Below are 20,898 nucleotides of genomic sequence, written 5' to 3' on the forward strand. Positions count from 1 at the left end.
CTGGAAGAAACTTTCGGCCAGGGTGAACGGGGCTTGGGCATACTGACGACATACCGGCTGCGGCTGGCACGCAAACGCTGGCGCATCAGGGCCTTCCGCAAGCGGAGGGAACTGCGGCCCGTGGTCAGCCGCGTGGTCAATATCCGCCCCGATGACCTGCTGCTCGTCTCGACCGTCCGCAATGAAAAGGTGCGCCTGCCCTGGTTCCTGCGCTACTACCGTGACCTTGGCATCAATCATTTCCTTTTCGTGGACAATGACAGCGATGACGGGTCGCGCGAATATCTGGCGGAACAGGCTGATGTCTCGGTCTGGGCCACCTCTGCCGGCTATAAACGGTCGCGCTTTGGCGTCGATTGGGTGAACTGGCTGCTGATGCGCTACGGGCATGGGCATTGGACCGTGGTCGTCGATCCCGACGAATTCCTGGTCTATCCGTTCTGCGACACCCGCCCGCTGCGCGCGCTGACCGACTGGCTCGATGCCAGCTCGATCCGGTCGTTTTCCGCCATGATGCTTGACATGTATCCCAAGGGCCCGATCAGCCAGCACCCCTACCGCGAAGGGCAGGATCCGCTGGAAATCGCCAATTGGTTCGACAGCGGCAATTACACCATGACCCGCAACGCCGCCTATGGAAACCTGTGGATCCAGGGCGGCCCGCGCGCGCGGATGTTCTTTACCGACAACCCCGAACGCGCGCCTGCGCTGAACAAGATCCCGCTGGTGAAATGGGATCGCGACTATGCCTATGTCAGCTCGACCCATATGCTGCTGCCGCGCGGGCTGAACCTCGTCTATGACGAATGGGGCGGCGAAAAAGCCTCGGGCTGCCTGCTGCACGCGAAGTTCATCGACACCTTCACCCAGAAGGCGCAGGAAGAACTGGCGCGCAAGCAGCATTACGCCAACAGCCACGAATACCGCGCCTATCAGGAAGGCATGGCCGCCAGCCCGGATTTCTGGTGCAAGTGGAGCGAGAAATACATCAACTGGCGCCAGCTGGAGATTCTGGGCCTGATGTCGAAGGGCAACTGGGCATGAGCGTCGGCTTCGTCATGCTGTGCCATACCGCACTGGACCGCGCCGCCCAGGTGGCGCGCCACTGGGCGGAACGCGGCTGCCCGGTGGTGATCCATGTCGATCGCCGGGTGAAACGCACGGCCTTTGACCGCATGCGGCAGTCGCTGGAGGGCGTGGCCGATATCCGCTTCAGCACGCGCTTTGCCTGCGAATGGGGCACCTGGGGGCTGGTCGCCGCGACCCAGGCCGCCGCCACGCTGATGCTGCGCGATTTTCCGGGGGTTCGGCATGTCTATCTGGCCTCCGGCTCCTGCCTGCCCTTGCGGCCGGTGCAGGAACTGGTCGCCTATCTCGATGCGCGCCCGCGCACCGATTTCATCGAAAGCGTCACGACCGAGGATGTCGGCTGGACTGTCGGCGGGCTTAACATCGAACGCTTTACCCTGCGTTTTCCGTTTTCCTGGCGCAAGCAGCGCCACCTGTTCGACAGCTATGTGCGCCTGCAACGCCGTCTGGGCTTTCGCAGGCGTATCCCCAAGGGGCTGGTGCCGCATCTGGGCAGCCAATGGTGGTGCCTGACCCGCCAGACGCTCAGCACCATTCTGGAAAGCCCCGACCGGGCCGAACATGACCGCTATTTCCGGCGGGTCTGGATCCCGGATGAAAGCTATTTTCAGACGCTGGTGCGGCAGGTCTCGGCCAATGTGGAAAGCCGGTCGCTCACGCTGTCGAAGTTCGATTTCCAGGGCAAGCCGCATATCTTTTACGACGATCACCTGCAATTGCTGCGCAAATCCGACTGTTTCGTGGCGCGCAAGATCTGGCCGCAGGCCGACAGGCTCTATCGCACCTTCCTGTCCGACGATGCCGGGGGGCAGGCCTCTGGCGAACCCAATCCGGGCAAAATCGACCGGCTGTTCGCCAAGGCGGTGGAGCGGCGGACCAAGGGCCGCGCCGGGCTCTACATGCAAAGCCGCTATCCGCGCGCCAATTGGGAAAACGGCATGACCGCCGCGCCCTATTCGGTGTTCGAGGGCTTTGCCGACCTGTTCGAGAATTTCGACATCTGGCTGGGCAAGGTGGCAGGAACCCGGGTGCATGGCCATCTTTTCGCGCCGGACCGCGTGGCCTTCGCCGGCGGCGAGACGGTCTATAACGGGGCGCTTTGCGATGCGCCGGCGCTGCGCGACTATAATCCGCGCGGTTTTCTGGGCAGCCTGATCTGGAACACCCGGGGCGAGCGGCAGTGTTTCCAGTTCGGCCCCGGCGACCGGCAGAAGATCGCGCCGTTCCTCGCGCGCGACCCGAATGCGCAGATCTCGGTCATCTCGGGGGCCTGGGCGGTGCCGCTGTTCCACGCCAACGCGAATTTCGGTGAAATCCGCAAGCAGGCCGCGCGGCTGCAAAAGATCGAGGCCGCGCATCTGGAGGTGCTGCGCGCCGCCGATGCCAAGGCTAAGGTGCGGATCTGGACGCTGGCCGAATTCGTCGAAAACCCGATGGAGCCGTTGCAGACCATCATCGACGAGATCAGCCCCCGCAGCCTGCGCCGCCTGACCGAGGCGCCGCGCATGGCCGACCTGACCGGCTTTGGCCAGTTCCTGCAAAACCTGCGCAATCAGGGCATGCAGCCGGTGCTGATGGGCGATTTCCCGGCCGGCGACGACCCGCGCCCGCTGACCACGCGGCGGGGCCGCCCCTATCTGGTGAAATGACGTGGCCGATTTCCATTCCTTCGTGATGTTCGCCGAAATGCGCACCGGCTCCAACTTTCTGGAGGCCAATCTGAACGCCCTGCCCGGCGTGACCTGCCATGGCGAGGTGTTCAACCCGCATTTCATGGGCAAGAAGGATAATCTTGCGCTGTTTGGCCATGACCTTGCCGCGCGCGAGGCCGATCCGCTGCGGGTGCTGGCGGCGATGCGCGACCAGACCGAGGGGCTGGCCGGCTTTCGCTGCTTTCACGATCACGACGCGCGGGTGATCGCCGAAGTGCTGGCCGATCCGGGTTGCGCCAAGATCATCCTGACCCGCAACCCGATCGAAAGCTATGTCAGCCTGAAGATCGCGCAGGCGACCGATCAGTGGCGGCTGACCAATGCCAAGAACCTGAAAACCACGCGGATCGGCTTTTCCGCATCCGAGTTCGAGGCGCATTTGCAGGATGCGCAGGCGTTTCAGGTCATGCTGTTGCGCGGTTTGCAGGTGACCGGGCAGACCGCCTTTTACATCGACTATGACGATCTGAACGATCTTGCGGTGCTGAACGGCCTCGCGGCCTTTCTGGGCGTGCCCGCCCGACTGGAGGGGCTGGACCCCAGGCTCAAGAAACAGAACCCCGAAGAGGTCACCGACAAGGTGCTGAACCCGGCCGAGATGGAGGCCGCGCTGGCCCGGCTCGATCGGTTCAACCTCAGCCGCACCCCGAATTTCGAACCCCGCCGCGCGCCCGGCATTCCGGGTTTTGTCGCGGCGGCCGATGCGCCCTTGCTGTTCATGCCGGTCAAGGGCGCGCCCGAGGCGCAGGTGGCCGACTGGCTGGGCCGCATCGGCAAGGGCGGGATCGTCGGCGATTTCGTGCAAAAGACCCTGCGCCAATGGAAGCGGCAGACCGGCGCGCATCGCGGCTTTACCGTGTTGCGGCATCCGCTGGCACGGGCGCATGACGGCTATTGTCGCCTGGTGCTGGACGGGCAGAATGATCTTTATCGCCTGCTGACCAAGGCCTATGGGCTGGATCTGCCGCGCGGGGCCGAGGTGACGCCCGAGGCGCATCGGACGGGATTTCTGGCCTTTCTGCGCTGGTTGCGGATCTATCTGGGCGGGCAGACCGGGCAGAAGATCGACCCCGCCCTGGCCAGCCAGAGCGCCGTGTTGCAAGGTTTCGCGCAGTTCCAGACGCCCGACCTTGTGCTGCGCGAGGAGCGGCTGGCCGAGGGGCTGGCCTTCCTTGCCGCAGAAACGGGCATCACCGCGCCCGAATTGCGGCCCGATACCGCGCCCGCCCTGCCCTTTGCCCTGCGCGACATCGCCGACAAAGAGGTGCAGGACGCCGCGCGCGACGCCTATCAGCGCGACTACCTTGCCTTTGGATTTGGCGGCTGGAAGGGCTGACCGCCGTCAGGCGGCGGCCGAGCTGCGGCTTTCGGTCAGAATGGCGTAAAGCTTGGCCGGATCGGTATTGGCGCGCAGCTTGGCGCAGATGCCGGCATCGCGCATGGTGCGGCTGACCAGCGCCAGTGCCTTCAGATGGTCCACCCCCGATTCCTTGGGCGCGAACAGGCCAAAGACCAGATCGACCGGCTGACGGTCCACGCTGTCATAATCCAGCGGCTTTTCCAGACGCAGGAACACGCCGACAATGCCCTGCACCTCCTCCAGCCGGGCATGCGGCAACGCGATGCCATGGCCCACACCAGTCGGGCCAAGGCTTTCGCGTTCCTGCAAGCCGTCGATGGCCACAAGCGCATTGAGCTTGTAGGCCTGCGAGGCGATCTCTCCCACTTCCTGGAAGAGACGCTTCTTGCTGGTCATCTGGCTGACAACCCTGACGGCTTGCGGATCAAGTATCTTCGAAAGTTCCATCAGGGTCGTCCATCCGGCGCCCGGCGGCGCGTCACTTGCTGTTGCGCGGGTCGATCCAGCCGATATTGCCGTCATCACGACGGTAAACGACGTTCACGCCCCCATGTCCTTCGTTCCGGAAGACAAGCATCTTCTGCCCCGCCAGTTCCAGCTGCATCACGGCCTCGCCGACGGTGATCGAAGGAATCTTCGTTTCCATCTCGGCGATGACGACAGGTTGCAGCGCGCCGGCATCGGCATCGTCACCCTCTTCGGTCGGGGCGAGGATATAGGCGGAACCTCCGTCGAATTCAACAGGGGCCGTGCGGCGGTTGTGATGGTCGCGCAGGCGGCGCTTGTGACGGCGCAACTGCTTGTCCAGACGTTCGCGGCAGGCCTCGAAAGCGGCGTAGATTTCGCCCGCGGCGCCCTTGGCGGCGGCATTCAGGCCGGTGGACAGGTGAACGGTCGACTCGCAAACAAACTCATGCGCATTCTTGGAAAACACGATCACGGCATCGGTCGGCCGCTGGGCATATTTTTCGATCACCTCGCCCAGTTCGGCTTTGACATGGGTTTGCAGCGCCTCACCGATGTCGATCTGTTTACCGCTGATCTGATACCGCATGGCTCCTCCTTCGCGATGACAGTCCGGCATATCCTGCATCATGCAGGGTTTCCGACTGATGAATTTGACATGGGGCCGCCACCGCGCAAGCACCAGCCTTCGGAAGGAAAATCCCTGCCGCGGGGCGGATGGATAGGGGGGCGGTTCTCGCACGCATCCTGGGTATTTGGCGGCAGCGGACCGGGCTTTGTCAATGGCTTCCTGCGACGGAGCGGCGGCTTCGGGCCGTCGGTTCGGCCGCGCCTCGGCGGTCGATTGCCAAGCCCATTGGCACCGCTATAATGCCGCCGCAATTGCCAATCTCCCCGACTTTCTGTTGCTTTTTTTCAGGTATGCATCATGCCCAATCAGATCATCACGACCAGCGCCACCATTGGCGTCGCCTATAATCTCGGCTCCGACGGCGGCTCCGTCTGCCTGATCGCGAGCGGGGTGCGCATCGTCGCCTCCACCGGCGCGATCTATGGCTATGGCAACAGCCAATCCATGCTGGTCGAGGGGCGGATCGAGTGTTACTCGGACATCAACGCCATTCAGTCCTATGGCAACAGTTCGGTCATTGCCATCGGTGACGCGGCAGCCGTCAGCATCGTTTCCCGCGACTGGAGCGCGGCAGTCTATACCAGCGGCGATTCCACGGTGATCGACAATGCCGGCATTGTGCGCGGCGGCAGCGGGATCTACTGCAACAGCATTTCTGCAACAATCGACAATTCCGGGCAGATCCTTGCGACCGGCCGGGGCAGCCTGTTCTTTGGCGAGCCGGCCGCGGCGATCCGGCTGAGCTATATTGGCGTGGGGGTGATCGACATCACCAATACCGGGCTGATCAAGGGGTCGCTCAATACCGCGCTGCCGGCGCCCAACAACCTGCGCATCGCCATTCACGATACCAATTCGGACGCCGGCAATATCGTCAATATCGACAATTCCGCGCGTATCGTCGGGGCGATCCTTTTGTCCAACGGGGTCGGCACGGTGCTGAATTCCGGCCGCATCACCGGCAAGCTGGACATGGGCGGCGGCAATGACAGCGTGGTCAACACCGGCACCCTGCTGCGCGACGTGATGCTCGGCGACGGCAATGACGTGCTGCGCGGGGCCAATGGCAACGTGCAGGGCAACATCTATGGCGGCAATGGCAATGACCTGATCACTTCGGGCCTGGGTGACGACGTTCTCTTTGGCGGCAATGGCGACGATCTGTTGCGCGGCGGCGCGGGCGACGATGTGATCTATGATGGCGATGGCGCCGATGTGCTGCGCGGGGGCGATGGCGATGACACGCTGGTTGCCGGCACGGGCAAGGATCTGTTGCTGGGGGGCAGCGGCGCCGACGACTTCCTGTTCCAGACGACCGCCGGGGCGGGCGTGGGAAGCGGCCGCGACCTGATCCGTGATTTCCGGCCCGGGGATGACACAATCGTGCTGAACAAGATCGACGCCAATACCGCGCTGGCGGGCGATCAGGGCTTCACCTTCATCCAGGGCGGGGCTTTCACCCGCGTTGCAGGGCAGCTTCGCTATTCTGGCGGCACGCTGGCCGGCGACATCAACGGCGACGGGGCGGCCGATTTCCAGATCCAGATCTTTGGCGCCCCCGCGCTGACCGAACGCGACATCGTTCTGTAACCGCAGCGGCGGGGCGCCAAGGGGCGCCCCCCTCAGACCATGCGGAAATTCTGGCCCAGATAGACGCGGCGCACCGTTTCGTCCTGCACGATTTCTTCGGTCGTGCCGCTCATCAGCACATGACCGTCATGCAGGATATAGGCGCGGTCCACGATCTCCAGCGTTTCGCGCACATTGTGATCGGTGATCAGCACGCCCAGCCCGCGCGATTTCAGATCCTGCACCAGATGCCGGATCTCGCCCACGGCAATGGGATCGACGCCGGCAAAGGGTTCGTCCAGCAGCAGATATTTCGGATCCGCCGCCAGACAGCGCGCGATTTCCACCCGGCGCCGTTCACCGCCCGACAGCGCCAGCGCTGGCGCGCGGCGCAGATGGGTGATCGAAAATTCCGACAGCAGCTCCTCCAGCCGCTCGCGCCGCTTGTGGCCGTCGCGCTCGCGGATTTCCAGCACGGCCATGATGTTATCCTCGACCGAGAGCCCCCGGAAGATCGACATTTCCTGCGGCAGATAGCCGACCCCCAGCCGGGCGCGGCGATACATCGGCAGGGCGGTCACATCCTTGCCGTCGATGATCACCTCGCCGCCTTCGGGCGTCACCAGACCGGCGATGGAATAAAAGCAGGTGGTCTTGCCCGATCCGTTCGGCCCCAGCAACGCGACCACCTCGCCCCGGTCCAGCCGCATTGACACGTCGCGGATCACCGGGCGTTTCTTGTAGCTCTTGCGCAGGTTGCGCACCTGCAAGCCTTCGGTCTTTTCGGGCATCAATTGCCACCCGGCACAAAGATGGTGGAGACGCCCCCCTCCATCCGGCCGGTCCCGGCCTTGAGGTCGATCACCAGTTTCTGCCCGGAAATCGCGCTTTTCCCCTGGGTGAGCAGCACATCGCCGGTCATCACCACCAGACCCGTGGCGATGGTATAGACCGCCTCTTTCGCCTCGGCGGCATCGGTGGCCGAGGCCAGGGTCACCCCGCCGGTGGCATGCAGCTTTTCGATGCTCTTGCCGCTTTCGCCATATTCGACCCGCACGCTTTGCGCCGCCAGCCGCATCTCGCCCTGCGCCACCCGGACATTGCCGGTAAAGGTGGCCGATCCGTCGGCCTGATTGACGTTCAGCGTCTCTGCCTTCACCTCGACCGGCAGGCGGGTATCCTGCTTGAGCCCGCCAAAGCTGACATTGGCGTTCTGGGCCGCGACGGTCAGGGGGGCCAGCGCACAGAACAGTGTCAAAAGCAGGGGGCGAAACATGATCGGCCTCAATCGGAAGATACCGCGGAAGACGGGGCAGAAGCGCCCTCGGCCGCGCCGGGTTGGTATATCAGGCTGACGCCCTTGTTGAAAACCAGAAGATAGTCGGGGCGCCCCGCTTCGGGCTGCGACAGGGTCATCTGACCCGCAGTCAGCCGCCCGAGCGGGCCGAAACCCTCGACCGCGCCTTCGCTTTGGGCGCCGGTGCGATCCAGTTCAAGGACCATGCTGTCGGTGCGGAATTCATAGCCCAGCGAATGCGCCAGCAACACGCCGCCGCGCAGGGTGGCCGTCTTGCCATCCTGCGCCAGCGCCAGCGCCCCCGCCGTCAGCACCGACCTTGCGCCATCGGGGGTTTCCAGCTGGGCGCGCACCTCCTCGGCCGAGGCGCCGCCTTCGGTCGCGGGTTTGGCCATGGCCGCCGTCACCGTCACCGTGGCGCCATCGCGCGTCACGCCCGCAAAGGCGGGGGCGGTCACGCGCGGCTCGCGCAGGCGGTCGGCCAGCTCGGCCTCGGAAAAGGTGATGGCGCCTTCGGGGTCGATGGTGCGGGCCACCAGAAACAGGCTCGACAGGATCGCCAGCGCCAGCAGCGGCAAGGCCACTTTCAGCCAGCCCACCAGTCGCGAATGCCCGTCGCGCCCCCCCATGGTATCACACCACCCCTGCGCGCAGGCAGTCATGGATGTGGATCAGCCCCACCACATCCGCCGATCCCTCGGGATCGACGACGAACAGCGCAGTGATCTTGCGATCCTGCATGATGCCGACGGCGCGGGTCGCCAGGGCCTCGGGGCCGATGGTGCGGGGGTTCGCCGTCATCACCTGCGCGGCGGTCAGGTCAAGCAACCCGCGCATGTGGCGCCGCAGGTCGCCATCGGTGACGATGCCGGCCAGCCCGCCATCGGCGCGGGTCACGCCCACCACGCCAAAGCCCTTCTGGCTCATCACCAGCAGGGCCTCGCCCATCGGGGTATCCTCAGACACCAGCGGCACGTCCTGATGCATCAGGTGGCGCACGGTGGCCAGCTTTGCGCCCAGCTTGCCGCCGGGGTGGAACACGCGGAAATGTTCGGGCGTGAACTGGCGATGCTCCATCAACGCCACCGCCAGCGCATCGCCAAGCGCCAGGGTCATCGTGGTCGAGGTGGTGGGCACGATGCCGGTTTCGCAAGCCTCGGGCGCGGCGGGCAGCAGGATCGCCACATCCGACTGGCGCAGCAGGGTCGATCCCTCGCGCCCCGCCACGCCGATCAGCGGAATGCCGAAACGTCTGGTATGGGCGATGATATCGGCCAGTTCCGGCGTCTCGCCGGAATTGGAAAGCACCAGCGCCACATCGCCCTCGGTCACCATCCCAAGGTCGCCATGGCTGGCCTCGCCCGGATGGACGAATTGCGCCGGGGTGCCGGTCGAGGCGAAGGTCGCCGCGATCTTGCGCGCGATATGGCCCGATTTGCCCATGCCGCAGACAATGACCCGGCCCTGCGCGCCCAGAATGGCCTGAACGGCGGCGGTGAAACTGTCGCCCAGCTGATCGGCCAGCAGGTCAAGCGCCTCTGACTCGCGCCGGATCACCCGGCGACCGATGGCCAGAAAATCAGTGGTGGAAAAGGTCATTCGGTTCCTCCCAGCCCAGCAGATCGAGTTCTGCCCGCGTGGGAAGAAAATCGAAACACTTCTGCGCCAGTTCAAGTCGCCCTTCGCGGATCAGCCGCTGTTCCAGCGCGTCTTTCAGCTTGTGCAGATACAGCACGTCCGAGGCGGCATAGTCTTTTTGCGCCTCGGTCAGCACCTCGGCGCCCCAGTCGCTTGTCTGCTGCTGCTTCGACACATCGACGCCGACCAGCTCGGCCAGCAGGTATTTCAGCCCGTGCCGGTCGGTGAAGGTGCGGATCAGTTTCGACGCGATCTTGGTGCACCAGACGGGCGCGGTGGTCACGCCAAAGGCCTTTTGCAGCGCGGCAATGTCAAAGCGGCCGAAATGGAACAGCTTGATCACCGCCGGATCGGTCAGCATCCGTTCCAGATTGGGCGCGCGGGTCTGGCCCTTGGCGATCTGCACCAGATGCGCATCGCCATTGCCCGAGGAAAGCTGCACCACGCAAAGCCGGTCGCGGCGCGGGTCGAGGCCCATCGTTTCGGTGTCGATGGCCACCACGGGGCCAAGGTCAAGCCCGTCGGGCAGGTCGGACTTGTGCAGGTAGATCGTCAAGGAAGCCTCCGCTGGCAGCATGGATCGGGGATAGACCCGGCAGGGGGCAGGGTCAACGGGGCCAATCGGCAGGCGGCGCCCGCGCGCGGATCGGCGCCACCGCGGCTAGAGCCGGGCCTGCCCCGTGGCCAGCGGCCGGTCGGTGCGCACCGACAGCAGCAGTTCCACCAGCAGCCGGGCGGTTTCCTCGGCGCCGCGGGGCGGGGGCAGGCGGGCCGCGCGGGCCGCGACGGATTGTGCAAATTCCGGCGTCAGCCCCTGCCGGATCAGCCCGCCCACCCGCGCGCCCCCGGCCACGGTCAGCGCAAGGCCAAGGCCCGTGCTGGCGGCATAGGCGGCGCGCAGGGGCTGGTCATCCATGATCCCGTCCTGATTGGGCACGAACAGCGCCGGCACCGCGCCGAACACCGCCTCGTGAAAGCTGTTATAGCCGGGCGCGGTGATCAGCAGATCCATCGCCCGGCCCAGCGGGGCCAGCGGAAACACCGCGCGGCGGGGCGGATCGTCCGGCGCGGGCTCGGGCGGGCTGGCCAGCGGATTGGCGATTTCCAGCACCTGCACCTCGGGCATGCCGCGCAGGGCGGCCAACGCGGCGCGGCGCAGCGGCGCCATGTCGAAATTCCGGCTGGAGCCCAGTTGCAGCAGCACCGCCTTGCGCGCCGGATCAAGCCCCAGCCGGGCGGCAGCCTCTGCCCGCGGCAGGCAATCGCCCGGATCATGAAGCAGGATCGTGCCCACCCGTTCGACCCGGCCCTCTTGCCGCGTCGGGCCGCGATCCTCGTCGCCCGCCAGTTCGGCCGGCTCGATGATCATGTCGAACAGCGGCAGCGTGGCCGGGTTGATCTGATGATGTTCCTGCCAAAGGGCACGCCGCAGCCAGACCCAGGCGACATCGCGCCGATGCGGGATCAGCGCGCGGATGGCCGGAAAGGCGTCATTGCCGTCAAAGACCACCATCCGCGCGCCCGTCGCATCCAGCAGGGCACGCAATTCCAGGGCAAAGGCCTCGTTCCAGCCGGCTCCGGTAACGCCCTGTTTCATATGGGTCGCGACATATTCGGCGCTGAAGCCCTGGGCGCGCAGAATCTCGGTGCCCAGCGACAGGGTCAGGAAGACCGGCTCCACCCAGGCGGGCAGGCGGCGGGCGATGGCCATCAGCCGCGTCACATGGCCCAGCCCGATGCCATTGCCACAGACCAGCAGCACCCGGCAAGGCGGCGGTGCCGCGACCAGCGCGGGCAGCGGCGCGGGCGGCACGGCCCCGGGGCGTTCCTCGGCCTCGGTGCGCAGCGCCAGATCGCGCGGCAGTTCCAGCCCCAGATCGGACCAGAGCCGTTGCAACCGCCCCTTCCCCGCCTCGATCGAATAGCGTTCGTCGATCATCGCCCGCGCGGCGCGCGACTGGCGGGCATATTCGTCGGGCCGCGCCATGAACTGCGCCAGGATCCCGCGCACCTCGGCCGGTTCGGCATAGACCGCGCCGGCGCCGAAAAGCGGCTTGAATGACGGGGGCAGGATGCAGACCAGCCCCTTGGCCAACGCCTCGGCCACGGCGATGCCAAAGGCCTCCACCCAGTCGGGATGATGGAAATAGACATAGAAATCCAGCCGCGACAGAAAGTCGTCCACCCCTTCCTCGCGAAAGGGCAGCACAGTCCAGTTCGCCGGGCGCGCCATGCCGCCGGGCAGCGGGGCGGCGCCGAGGATCTGCACCTCCAGCCCCGGATCGTCGGGCCAGGCGGCACGAATCGCCTCCGGGTCGGCGGGCCATTTCATCGGATCGGCGCGGGAATGGCGCCCGATCACCGCCTGCGCGCGGGGCGGCGGGCGGTCGCGCGGCGGATATTCCACCATGTCGATGACATTCCACAGATCATGCGCCAGCATCCGCGCCGGATCCTGCCCCAGCCGCAGCAGCTGCGCCCGCACCAGCGCGCTGATCGGCGCGAGCTGCACCGGCACGGCAAAGACCCGCTCCAGATTGCGGATCACCCGGTCCAGATCATATTGCGCCACCCCCGCCGCATCGACCGGCGGATGATGCAGCACCAGCACCACCCGCGCCGGGCGCAGCGCGACCGGGCGGTCGGGCATGGTCTGAAACACATGCGGATGATGCGCCAGCAGGATGTCGCAACTGGCCGGGGTCGCGGCATCCAGCAGCGGAAACCCCGTCGCATCCATCAGCGCCACGATGCGCGGGTCAAAGCCCTGCACCTTGCCGCCCCGGCGGCCAAGAAACGGAAGCAGCGCGGCGCGCAAACCCCAGCCATGCGCCAAAGCAATCTCGCCCCGCAGGGCCGAGGCCGTGCCGCCGCGATACCGCGGATCGCCCGCATGCACGAGATCGAAATGCACAGGGGCGGGCGGTGGCATCATGCGCTCAGTAAGGATCGGCGCCCCCGGGCGCAAAGCCCCCGCCATCATTGAGCCGCCGCGCCGTGACCGGCGCGACCGGCTTGCGCAGCGCATTCGTCGCCATCGCGGCATAGCAACTGTCGGGATAGGCGCTCAGGAACTTGCGATAGGCATCGGCGCTTTTCGCGCGCTGTGCGCCGGCCCAGGCCTTTTTCTCGGCCTCGGTGGGTTTGCAGTTCGGATCCAGCACCGGCTGGCAAGCCGCGATGACCAGGGCCGAGACCGAAAGCCAGAGCGGCAAGAGATATCTGCGCATGGGCAATTCCTTCCGTGACTGAAAGCGGGGCGGAAAACGGAGACCTGAAATATGAAAAGCGTAACATCCCCGCCGAAAAGCGGTCAAGGAAAACGGGCCGCGTCCCGCAGCGCGGCGCGAAATGCCTCGGGGTTGGACAGGCGGGCAAGCGGGTCGGTGCTGCGGTCCTGCCGGCGATGGCGCAGATGGAACGGGCCGGGCGGCGCCAGCACCAGCGCCGAATCTGCCAGCGCCCGCAGGATCGCGTCACGCATCGACCCCGGCCCCGGCGCCAGATCGCGGTCATAGTCGATCTCGGCCAGCGGCAGGTCGCCCCGCGCGGCGCGCAGCCCGTCCTGCCATTCCTGCATGCCCTGCGCCCAATCCAGAAAGGCCGCCGGATCGGCCTCGATCCGCTGGCCGGTGGTGTCGGTATTGGCCCAGCGTTCGGTCCTGCGCGCCTTTTGCCACGAGATCCAGCAATCGAGCAGCGGGCGGTGCAGCAGCACGGGCTGGATCGCCGGATCGGCCAGCCACGCAGCCAGCACCGCCTCTGGCACATGGCCGGGAAAGACCTTGATCGCGACCGCCGCCGCCCCGCGCGCCGCCGCTGCCCGCCGCAGTTGCACCAGCGCCCCGCCCGGATCGCCCCGCAGCCGCCGCACCAGCCGGTGATCGGCCGGCCCCAGCAGGTCATGCCCCATCCAGCCCGCCAAATGCGCCACCAGCGCGTCATCCGCCCCATAGGCCGCGCGGGGATTGAAGACCTCGCGCAGGACCATCAGGTCGGACCAGCTTTCCAGCGCATCGAACAGCAGATTGCTGCCTGACCGCTGCAATCCCAGCACCAGCAGAACGGGCGGCAAGGCGGCGGCGGGCACAGCCGGCACCGGCGGCGCCGCGCGCAGCGGCGCGAGATTGCCCAGATCGACATCCGGCGCGCCAAAGACCGGGTCGGCCAAGAGGCGCAGCAGTTCAGCATGTTCGGGATGACCCTCTTGCGCCACGGCCTCGGCCAGATAGTCGGCCTGGGTAAAGGTGCCCCAATTGCGCAGCATCAGGAAATGCACGCCATCGGCCCCGATCCGCCGCGCCTGCGCCACCAGGGCCGGCATCTGGCGGAAATTGCGCGCCTGCACCACAAAATCCAGCCGCAATTGCCCGATCCGCCCGTCGCGCCGCAGCCCGCCCAGAAAATCCAGGTTGCGTTGCAGGCGGACGAAATCGCCGTCGCGACGCAGGATCGCATAGGTCTCTGCCTCGGTCGCATCGACCGAGACCCAGACCGACCGCACATGCCCCTCCAGCCGCAGGCGCTCCCAGGCGCGGGGGTCGAACAGCACGCCATTGGTGTGCAGTTGCAGGCGCGGCTGGCCCGGCACGGGGGGGGCGGTGGTCAGCTTGCCCAGCACGCGGCGGAAATGGCGGCTGCCAAAGGGATCGCCGCTGCCGGTGACCTTGATAGCCGTCGCCCCGGCCAGCAGCGGCGCGACGCGGGCGTCGTAAAAGGCATCGAGATCGCGCACCTCGGCCTGCGATTTCGCGATCAGCGCGCTGCGGCAGGACGGGCAGGACAGGTTGCAGGACGTGTCATAGGACAACAACACCCGACGCGGCGCCTCTGGCACGGGGGCGGTGCCGTCGATCACCGCGCGCAGGGCGGGATCTTTCACCTCGTCCCGGCGCGGCAGGCTGCGGCGCGCGATATAGGGGCAGCTGAGCCGCGAGCAATGGCCGAAATCGCCCTCCAGCACCGAGCGGCGCAGTTCCCGCGCCGCCGCCCCCTGCCAGGCGGACAGCGGATCGTCGCGCCGGGCATTGCCGATGGGCGCCGGCAACCAGGCGGCGCAGCAGGTGTAAAGGTCGGCATTGCCGATGATTTCCAGATCGGTAAAGGGGGCCGGGCAGAACCGGTCCTGCAACCAGTCATCCACGCCAAGACGCAGGCTGGCGCTACGCTCCTCGGCGGCCAGGAACAGGCGCTGCGCAAAGGTTTCGTGCTGGTCGCCCGCATAGGCGCGTTCGGCCAGCCGGGCGGCGCGGGCCCAATCCTGCCGGCCGATCGCCAGCAGCGCCGCCGCGACCAGCCCCAGGCCCGGCACGCGGGGGGCGGCCTCGATCGCCTCCAGTATGGCCTCCTCGGCCCCGGCCAGCGGCGCCTGCGGCCCGGTCACCTGATCGCGCAGAAAGGCACGCGCGAACCTTTCGGCTTCGTTGATTTCCAGCCGCGCGACACGGCCGCGCATCCGGGCGAAATATTCCGGCTGGGCGGCGCGGGCGGCACGCAGAAAGGCGGCGGCCGGCCCCTCGCCCGGCGGATCGGGGCCGGGGATTTTCGTTGACATCTGAAAGGGCTCAACAAGAATGGGCTTATTGCTTTGACTATCCGGGCGGGGCGGCCTTGTGTCAACAAACCCTGCCGCTCTTGCCGATCGGGTGTTTTCATGACGCGCTATCCTGTCCGGCTTTGGCCGGTTCTTCTGGTCGCCCTGACCTGCGCCCAGCCGCTTTGGGCCGAGGGGCGCCGTGCCGTGGTCATCGGCAACAGCGCCTATCCCGGCGCGCCGCTGGAAAACCCCGACCGCGACGCCCGGCTGATGGCGCAGACGCTGGATGAGCTGGGCTTTGACGTATCGCTGTTTCTGGATGTGAGCAGCGCGCAGATGCCGTTGCTGCTGGACCGGGTGCAGGAAAAGCTGGCCGATGCCGAGGTGGCGGTGGTCTATTACGCGGGCCACGGGCTTCAATTCCGGGACGAGAACCTGCTTTTGCCGGTGGATACCGATTTCACCTCGGTCGCGGGCATCGCGGGGGCGGGCCTGCCGCTGAGCCGGATGCTGGGCGCGGCGACGGCGGGGGGCGGCGGGGTGCGGCTGGTGATCCTCGATGCCTGCCGCAACGCGCTGGCCGCCAGTGCGCCCGAGGGCGAGCTGAAATCCGGTTTCAGCTTTGTCGAGGCGCCGCGTGGCGAGGTGCTGATCGCCTTTTCCACCGGCGCGGGCGAGGTGGCCTTCGATTCCGCCGGCGGCGTGAACAGCCCCTATACGACCGCGCTGGCCAATGCGCTGCAACAGTCGGGCGCCGATCTTTATGACGTGTTCCGCAGCGTGCGCCGCGCGGTGCGGTCGGGCACGGGGGGGCAGCAGATCCCCTGGATCACCGGCTCGATCGAATCGTCGGTGGTGCTGCGCCCGGCCCTGACCCGCGCGGCGCCAGTGCCGGCCGATGCTGCGGCGGGCGCGGTGGTGCGCACCCAGGGCGGCGCGGTGCTGACGCTGGATGGCGTCTTGTGGGATTACCTGCAAGGCAGCGTGAACCCCGACGATTTCCGCCGCTTTGCCGAGGTATTTCCCGACAGCCCCCACGCCCCCGAGGCCCGCGACCGGCAGGGCCAGACGCTCGCCCGTGCCGATGCGCAATCGGTCTCGCGCGATGGGGTGCGGCTCAGCCCGCAAGAGATCGTGACCGAGATGGGCGCCGCCAGCCCCGATCCGGGCGAGACGGGCCGCGCCTCGGTGCTGATCGACCAGTCGGGCAGCTATGTGATGCGCGACAGTTTCCGCACCTGGCCGCTGCAATTGCCGGCGACCAAGGCGGGGCTGGCCGCCAGCGCCACCGATTGCGACGAGGAGGCCGCCGATCCGGTAGACCCCGACAAACTTTCGCCCGGCGTGTCGGATGCCAATCTGAACATCCGCCGCGCGCTGCGCGCCTGCGCCTTTGCCCTGGCCGCGGACCCGCAGAACCCCCGGCTGCTGTTCCAGTTCGGGCGGGTGCTGGATGTGGCGCGGCGCCATGACTGGGCGAATGCCTGGTATGAGGCCGCGATCGAAGGCGGCTACAGCGCCGCCATGGTCAATCGCGGCTTCAATGCCCGCATGGGGCGCGGCGGCGCGCGCGACCCCGACCTGTCCTTCGCGCTTTACACCCGCGCCGCGCAGGGCGGCAATCTGCGCGGGCGCACCAATCTGGGCAATGCCTTCCTGCTGGGCGAGGGGGTGGAGAAGAACCCCGAGGAAGGCGTTTTGTGGCTGCGGCTGGCGGCCTCGATGGGGTGGCCCCATGCGGTGAACGCACTTGGCGACGCCTATATGAACGGCACCGGCGTCACCGCCACGCCAGAGGAAGCGGTGGCGCTCTATCGTTCGGCCGCCGAGATGGGGCAGACCACCGCCATGGCCAATCTGGGCCGTGCCTATCTGGCGGGGCGCGGCGTCGCGGCGGATGCGGCGCAGGGGCTGGCCTGGCTGGACCGGGCGCGCGGCATGGGCAACGGCTTTGCCCCGGTCTATGCCGGGCGGTTCTATCTGGAGGGCGGTGGCGGTATCGCGGCCGATCCGCCCCGCGCCCGGCAATTGTTCGAGGACGCCACCCGGCGCGGCAATGCCATCGGCTATCTGGAACTGGCCGAGGGCCATCGCAAGGGCGCCTTCGGCGCCCCGCCCGACCTGGAAGCCGCGCTGCGCAATGCGCTTTTTGCCGAGGCCGGGCGGGTAAAGCAGGCCGCCCCGCTGGTCGAGGAACTCGCCGCCACCCTGCCCGCCGACCGGGTCGCCGCGATCCGGGCCGAGGTGAAGACCTTTCTCGATCAGAACGGGCTCTGACCATGTGGCGCCGCCAACCCGCCACCCCCGCCCCTGCCCCGCCACGTCCCGCCGGGCGGGGCTTGCTGGCCCTGATCGACGATCCGGCGCCCGATCTGGCGGTGCCGCGCTGTCTGGTCACCGCACTTGGCCCCGATCTGGAAAACCGCGAAACCGTGCTGGCAGCCCTGGTGCCGCGCCTCAAGGCCGAGGGGCGGCGCCCGGTGATCTGCGCCACCGACCTTGCCCTGCCCTTTCTGGTGGATTGCCCCGCGGCGGTGGAATTGCTGCCGCGCCGACGCGATCTGGCCGTGCTCGACCCGGCGGAATATGACGGCTATCTCTGCGCCCGCTGGGAACTGGTGCTGGCGAAATGGCAGATCACCGAGGAAATCACCCTCGGGCAGGATTTCGACAGCTTTCGCCAGGGCCAGGCGATGACGGGCTGAACGATCAGCAGCGGAACTGCGCGGGCGCGGCGGCGGCCTCGGACCGGGCCTGCGCCAGCAGATCCAGCACCCCCTTGCGCGTCAGCCCCGGCTGGCTGCGCGCGGTCTGGCCTGCCAGCAGGCGGAATTCCTCGGGCGTCATCCGCGCCGAGGCATCGAACAGCTTCTGCTTCAGCGGCTTTTCCACCGTGCGGCACATCAGCAGGCCAAAGGCCAGCCCGCCCGCCGCGCCGGGCAGCGTCATCCCGCCCGCCATCGACCCCAGCGTGCCGCCGGCCGCCACCATGCCCAGCACGCAAAGCGCATAGGCATAGCTGCGGCGATCCTCGTCGGTCAGAACCTCGAACCCCTCCATCCCCGCGCCCTCAGCTCAGCGCCTGGAATTCGACGCGGCGGTTCTCCGGCCCCTTGGGATCGGCGGGGTCGAACAGGAAGCGTTCACCCAGCCCCATGGCCTCCAGCCGGTCAGGGCCTATGCCGCAATCCTTGACCATGCGGCGCTTCACCTCTTCGGCGCGCAGCAGCGAAAGGCGTTCGTTATAGGCGTCCGTCCCGGCGGAATCGGTATGACCGACGATGCGGAACAGCTTGATATCGCTGGCCTTCATCACCTTGCACATCTGATCCAGCACCGGCGCCTGATCGGCCGCGATCGAGGCGCTGTCGAAATCGAAGCGGATGCGGATATTGACCTGCAATTCCTTGGGCAAAAGGCCAAAGGTCACCGGCTGCACCAGTGCGGGGGCATTCTGCGCGACCGGCTGATCGGCGGTGATCGGCGCTTCGGTCAGGGTCACGGCGCCGCCCTGCGGATCGGTGCCCAGCGGCGCGGGGCTGTCGCCGGTGACAGGGGCCGCCGCCGCCACATCGCCGGTGGCCGGGGCCACGGCCTCGCCGGTCTCGTCCAGCGTCAGCAGGGTCAGGCCGCGCGTCTTGCCGGTGCCGGTCTGCACCGCCTGGAACGCCTCGCGCTGCATCTGGAACATGCGCAGCAGCTCATCGTCGCTCAGCGTCTGTCCGACCGCCAAGACAGGAAGGAAAAGGCCGCAGACCAAGGCGGCGAAAAGGCCCGAACGTCGCATGAAAGCACCCGAAAATATCAATTAAGGATGGACCCATCCTATGCTAGATTGGCTCTGTTTTCAATTGCGACCCTTTTCCGGATCATTCACAGATGCCCGATTGCATTGCCCCCTTGGCCCCGGGTGACGGGCCATGACGCAGCCCACGACCTTTGTCCCGCGCAGCCCGGCGCGCTGGCCTGCCGCCGTGCCGACCGCGCTTGGCGCAGGGCTGACCCATCGTGGCCGGGTGCGCAGCGCCAATGAGGACGCGATCCTGACCGATCCGAGCGGGCGGCTCTGGGCGGTGGCCGACGGGATGGGCGGGCATGAGGGCGGCGCGCTGGCCTCGGATCTGGTGATCGACACGCTGGCCGCCATCCGCGACGAGGACGACCCGGCCGAAGCGCTGGACGCGGCGCTGACCGAGGCCAATGCCCGGGTGCGCGCGGCGGCGGCCGAACGCGGCGCGGGCATGATGGGGGCGACCGTGGTCGCGGTGCTGATCGACCAGGGCATCGCCCATGTCGCCTGGGCGGGCGACAGCCGCGCCTATCTGCTGCGCGGCACGCGGCTGCGGATGCTGACCCATGATCATACCGTGGTGCAGGATCTGGTCGATCGCGGCCAACTGGCCGCCGAGGCGCGCGAACACCACCCCGAGGCACATGTGATCACCCGCGCCGTGGGCGCCGCGCCGGAACTGGAGATCGACCACGCCGCCGTGCCGCTGGTGCCGGGCGACCGGCTGATGCTGTGTTCCGACGGGCTGCCGCGCTGCGTCTATGAAAGCGTGATCGAGGCGCTGCTGGCGCTGGCCGAAACCGCCACTGTCGCGACCGAGATCCTGATCCGCCGCGCGCTGGAGGAGGGCGCGCCGGACAATGTCTCGGTCATCGTGGTCGATCTGACGGGCGGGTAACGGCATGGCACAGGCAAGGGGCACCCTGATCGGGCCGATCATCGTGGCGATCGGCGTCGTGGTCGCGGCCATCGCCTTTGCGGTGGTGACGGTGCTGCTCGATACCGCGGACGGCGCGGCGGAACTGCGGCTGTCACGGCTGGAGGATGCCGTGGCGCGGCTGGAGGCGCAGGGGGCCGAGACCGCCTCGCAGGCCGAGGGGCAGAAGGCCGACCTCGCGCGGCTGCGCGAGGAAATGAGCCTGCTGGCCAATCGCGGCCCCGCTTTGCCGACAACCGCTTCGGGCGCCGAGGCCCTGCTGGCCGCGCCGCCGCTGCAAGACCCGGCCGCACTCCTGCCCGATGAGGATTTCGAAACCGCGCCGACCGAGGCGCTGACCGAACAGATGAAGCTGGCCAAGACCCGCTTCAACAAGGGTGTCACCCAGCCGCGCAACCGCATCATGATGGAACTGCTGGGCCCGCCGCGCGACAGCTACAACACCGATTGCCAGCCGGTCAGCAACCCCGCGCTCAAGGGCCTGATCGAGACGCGGCAGGTGGGGCCGATCAAGGTCTCCATGCTGCGGCCCGCACTGGAAAGCCTGGAACGGGTGTTGAACCGGCTGAAGGAAAGCGACCCCGACATCTATGCCAAGGTCGGCACCGCCGGCGCGCTTTGTGCGCGGTTCATCCGCGGCTCCACCACCTCGGTCTCGAACCATTCCTGGGGCACGGCGATCGACCTGACGCTGGAGGGCAAGCTGGACGGTTTCGCCGATGGCGGCACGCAGTTCGGGCTGCTGATCCTGGCGGAATATTTCAATGACGAAGGCTGGTTCTGGGGCGCCGCCTATAATCGCGAGGATTCGATGCATTTCGAGGTGGGCGAGGAAACCCTGCGCGCCTGGAAGGCCGAAGGGCGGCTTTAGGTC

Annotated in this window: 20 protein-coding genes; 8 read left to right on the forward strand and 12 right to left on the reverse strand. The window is 67.2% G+C overall.

The window, feature by feature from the left end; genetic code table 11:
- Positions 1-33: 33 nt before the first annotated feature.
- The 3 genes from FOA17_RS09480 to FOA17_RS09490 are packed head-to-tail and all read left to right on the forward strand — an operon-like array spanning position 34 to position 4,137.
- Positions 34-1,044, forward strand: a complete 1,011-nt coding sequence (locus tag FOA17_RS09480; protein WP_149141224.1) for a glycosyltransferase family 2 protein — start codon at positions 34-36, stop codon at positions 1,042-1,044.
- A complete protein-coding gene (locus FOA17_RS09485; protein ID WP_149141225.1) occupies positions 1,041-2,738 on the forward strand; it encodes a DUF5927 domain-containing protein in 1,698 nt (565 codons plus the stop codon). Before FOA17_RS09480 ends, FOA17_RS09485 begins: the two co-directional genes overlap by 4 nt.
- Before the next feature lies 1 nt (position 2,739).
- Positions 2,740-4,137, forward strand: coding sequence for a nodulation protein NodH (locus FOA17_RS09490; protein ID WP_203232290.1), 1,398 nt, complete (start codon positions 2,740-2,742; stop codon positions 4,135-4,137).
- A 6-nt stretch (positions 4,138-4,143) separates the two neighbouring features.
- Here the strand turns inward: FOA17_RS09490 and FOA17_RS09495 are convergent, their stop codons facing one another.
- Together FOA17_RS09495 and hpf are read right to left on the reverse strand one after the other, a co-directional pair.
- Positions 4,144-4,608 (reverse strand): PTS sugar transporter subunit IIA, encoded by a 465-nt coding sequence (locus FOA17_RS09495; protein WP_149141226.1) that lies wholly within the window; start codon positions 4,606-4,608, stop codon positions 4,144-4,146.
- A 31-nt stretch (positions 4,609-4,639) separates the two neighbouring features.
- Positions 4,640-5,215, reverse strand: a complete 576-nt coding sequence (hpf, locus tag FOA17_RS09500; protein ID WP_149141227.1) for a ribosome hibernation-promoting factor, HPF/YfiA family — start codon at positions 5,213-5,215, stop codon at positions 4,640-4,642.
- 339 nt (positions 5,216-5,554) lie between these two features.
- Here hpf and FOA17_RS09505 point away from each other — a divergent pair, with 339 nt between their 5' ends.
- Positions 5,555-6,847, forward strand: coding sequence for a calcium-binding protein (locus FOA17_RS09505; protein ID WP_149141228.1), 1,293 nt, complete (start codon positions 5,555-5,557; stop codon positions 6,845-6,847).
- A 32-nt stretch (positions 6,848-6,879) separates the two neighbouring features.
- On the opposite strand, the gene lptB is transcribed toward FOA17_RS09505, so the two are convergent.
- From lptB to FOA17_RS20295, 8 genes are all read right to left on the reverse strand, one after another.
- Complete coding sequence (gene lptB / locus FOA17_RS09510; protein WP_149141229.1) at positions 6,880-7,617, reverse strand: LPS export ABC transporter ATP-binding protein; 738 nt, start codon at positions 7,615-7,617, stop codon at positions 6,880-6,882.
- On the reverse strand, positions 7,617-8,102 hold the full coding sequence (gene lptA / locus FOA17_RS09515) for a lipopolysaccharide transport periplasmic protein LptA (RefSeq protein ID WP_149141230.1): 486 nt from the start codon (positions 8,100-8,102) through the stop codon (positions 7,617-7,619). Before lptA ends, lptB begins: the two co-directional genes overlap by 1 nt.
- A gap of 8 nt (positions 8,103-8,110) precedes the next feature.
- Entirely contained in the window at positions 8,111-8,752 is a 642-nt protein-coding gene (locus FOA17_RS09520) for a hypothetical protein (protein ID WP_149141231.1), read from the reverse strand.
- A gap of 4 nt (positions 8,753-8,756) precedes the next feature.
- Positions 8,757-9,722: a KpsF/GutQ family sugar-phosphate isomerase gene (locus tag FOA17_RS09525; RefSeq protein WP_149141232.1), complete on the reverse strand. Its 966-nt coding sequence runs from the start codon at positions 9,720-9,722 to the stop codon at positions 8,757-8,759.
- Positions 9,703-10,317, reverse strand: a complete 615-nt coding sequence (locus FOA17_RS09530) for a ribonuclease D (RefSeq protein WP_149141233.1) — start codon at positions 10,315-10,317, stop codon at positions 9,703-9,705. The genes FOA17_RS09525 and FOA17_RS09530 overlap by 20 nt, the downstream gene beginning before the upstream one ends.
- A gap of 105 nt (positions 10,318-10,422) precedes the next feature.
- Complete coding sequence (locus tag FOA17_RS09535) at positions 10,423-12,693, reverse strand: glycosyl transferase (protein ID WP_149141234.1); 2,271 nt, start codon at positions 12,691-12,693, stop codon at positions 10,423-10,425.
- Between the two features lie 7 nt (positions 12,694-12,700).
- Positions 12,701-12,991: a hypothetical protein gene (locus FOA17_RS09540; protein WP_149141235.1), complete on the reverse strand. Its 291-nt coding sequence runs from the start codon at positions 12,989-12,991 to the stop codon at positions 12,701-12,703.
- Positions 12,992-13,074: 83 nt separating this feature from the next.
- Positions 13,075-15,315 (reverse strand): hypothetical protein, encoded by a 2,241-nt coding sequence (locus FOA17_RS20295; protein ID WP_149141236.1) that lies wholly within the window; start codon positions 15,313-15,315, stop codon positions 13,075-13,077.
- 99 nt (positions 15,316-15,414) lie between these two features.
- Here FOA17_RS20295 and FOA17_RS09550 point away from each other — a divergent pair, with 99 nt between their 5' ends.
- Both FOA17_RS09550 and FOA17_RS09555 read left to right on the forward strand, forming a co-directional pair.
- The gene (locus FOA17_RS09550; protein WP_149141237.1) at positions 15,415-17,574 is read left to right on the forward strand and encodes a caspase family protein; all 2,160 of its coding nucleotides are present in this window, start codon (positions 15,415-15,417) and stop codon (positions 17,572-17,574) included.
- Between the two features lie 2 nt (positions 17,575-17,576).
- A complete protein-coding gene (locus FOA17_RS09555; RefSeq protein ID WP_149141238.1) occupies positions 17,577-18,002 on the forward strand; it encodes a hypothetical protein in 426 nt (141 codons plus the stop codon).
- 4 nt (positions 18,003-18,006) lie between these two features.
- On the opposite strand, the gene FOA17_RS09560 is transcribed toward FOA17_RS09555, so the two are convergent.
- Together FOA17_RS09560 and FOA17_RS09565 are read right to left on the reverse strand one after the other, a co-directional pair.
- Positions 18,007-18,357 carry a hypothetical protein gene (locus FOA17_RS09560; RefSeq protein ID WP_149141239.1) on the reverse strand — a complete coding sequence of 117 codons (351 nt, stop codon included), beginning with the start codon at positions 18,355-18,357 and terminating at the stop codon, positions 18,007-18,009.
- 10 nt (positions 18,358-18,367) lie between these two features.
- Entirely contained in the window at positions 18,368-19,030 is a 663-nt protein-coding gene (locus FOA17_RS09565) for an OmpA family protein (protein ID WP_238991774.1), read from the reverse strand.
- A gap of 187 nt (positions 19,031-19,217) precedes the next feature.
- Between FOA17_RS09565 and FOA17_RS09570 the strand changes: the two genes are divergently transcribed.
- Both FOA17_RS09570 and FOA17_RS09575 read left to right on the forward strand, forming a co-directional pair.
- Complete coding sequence (locus tag FOA17_RS09570) at positions 19,218-19,985, forward strand: PP2C family protein-serine/threonine phosphatase (protein ID WP_149141240.1); 768 nt, start codon at positions 19,218-19,220, stop codon at positions 19,983-19,985.
- A 4-nt stretch (positions 19,986-19,989) separates the two neighbouring features.
- Positions 19,990-20,895, forward strand: coding sequence for a M15 family metallopeptidase (locus tag FOA17_RS09575; RefSeq protein ID WP_149141241.1), 906 nt, complete (start codon positions 19,990-19,992; stop codon positions 20,893-20,895).
- The last annotated feature ends 3 nt before the right edge of the window (positions 20,896-20,898 follow it).

It is taken from the genome of Gemmobacter caeruleus (assembly GCF_008271655.1).
GTDB classification, from domain to species: Bacteria; Pseudomonadota; Alphaproteobacteria; order Rhodobacterales; family Rhodobacteraceae; genus Gemmobacter; species Gemmobacter caeruleus.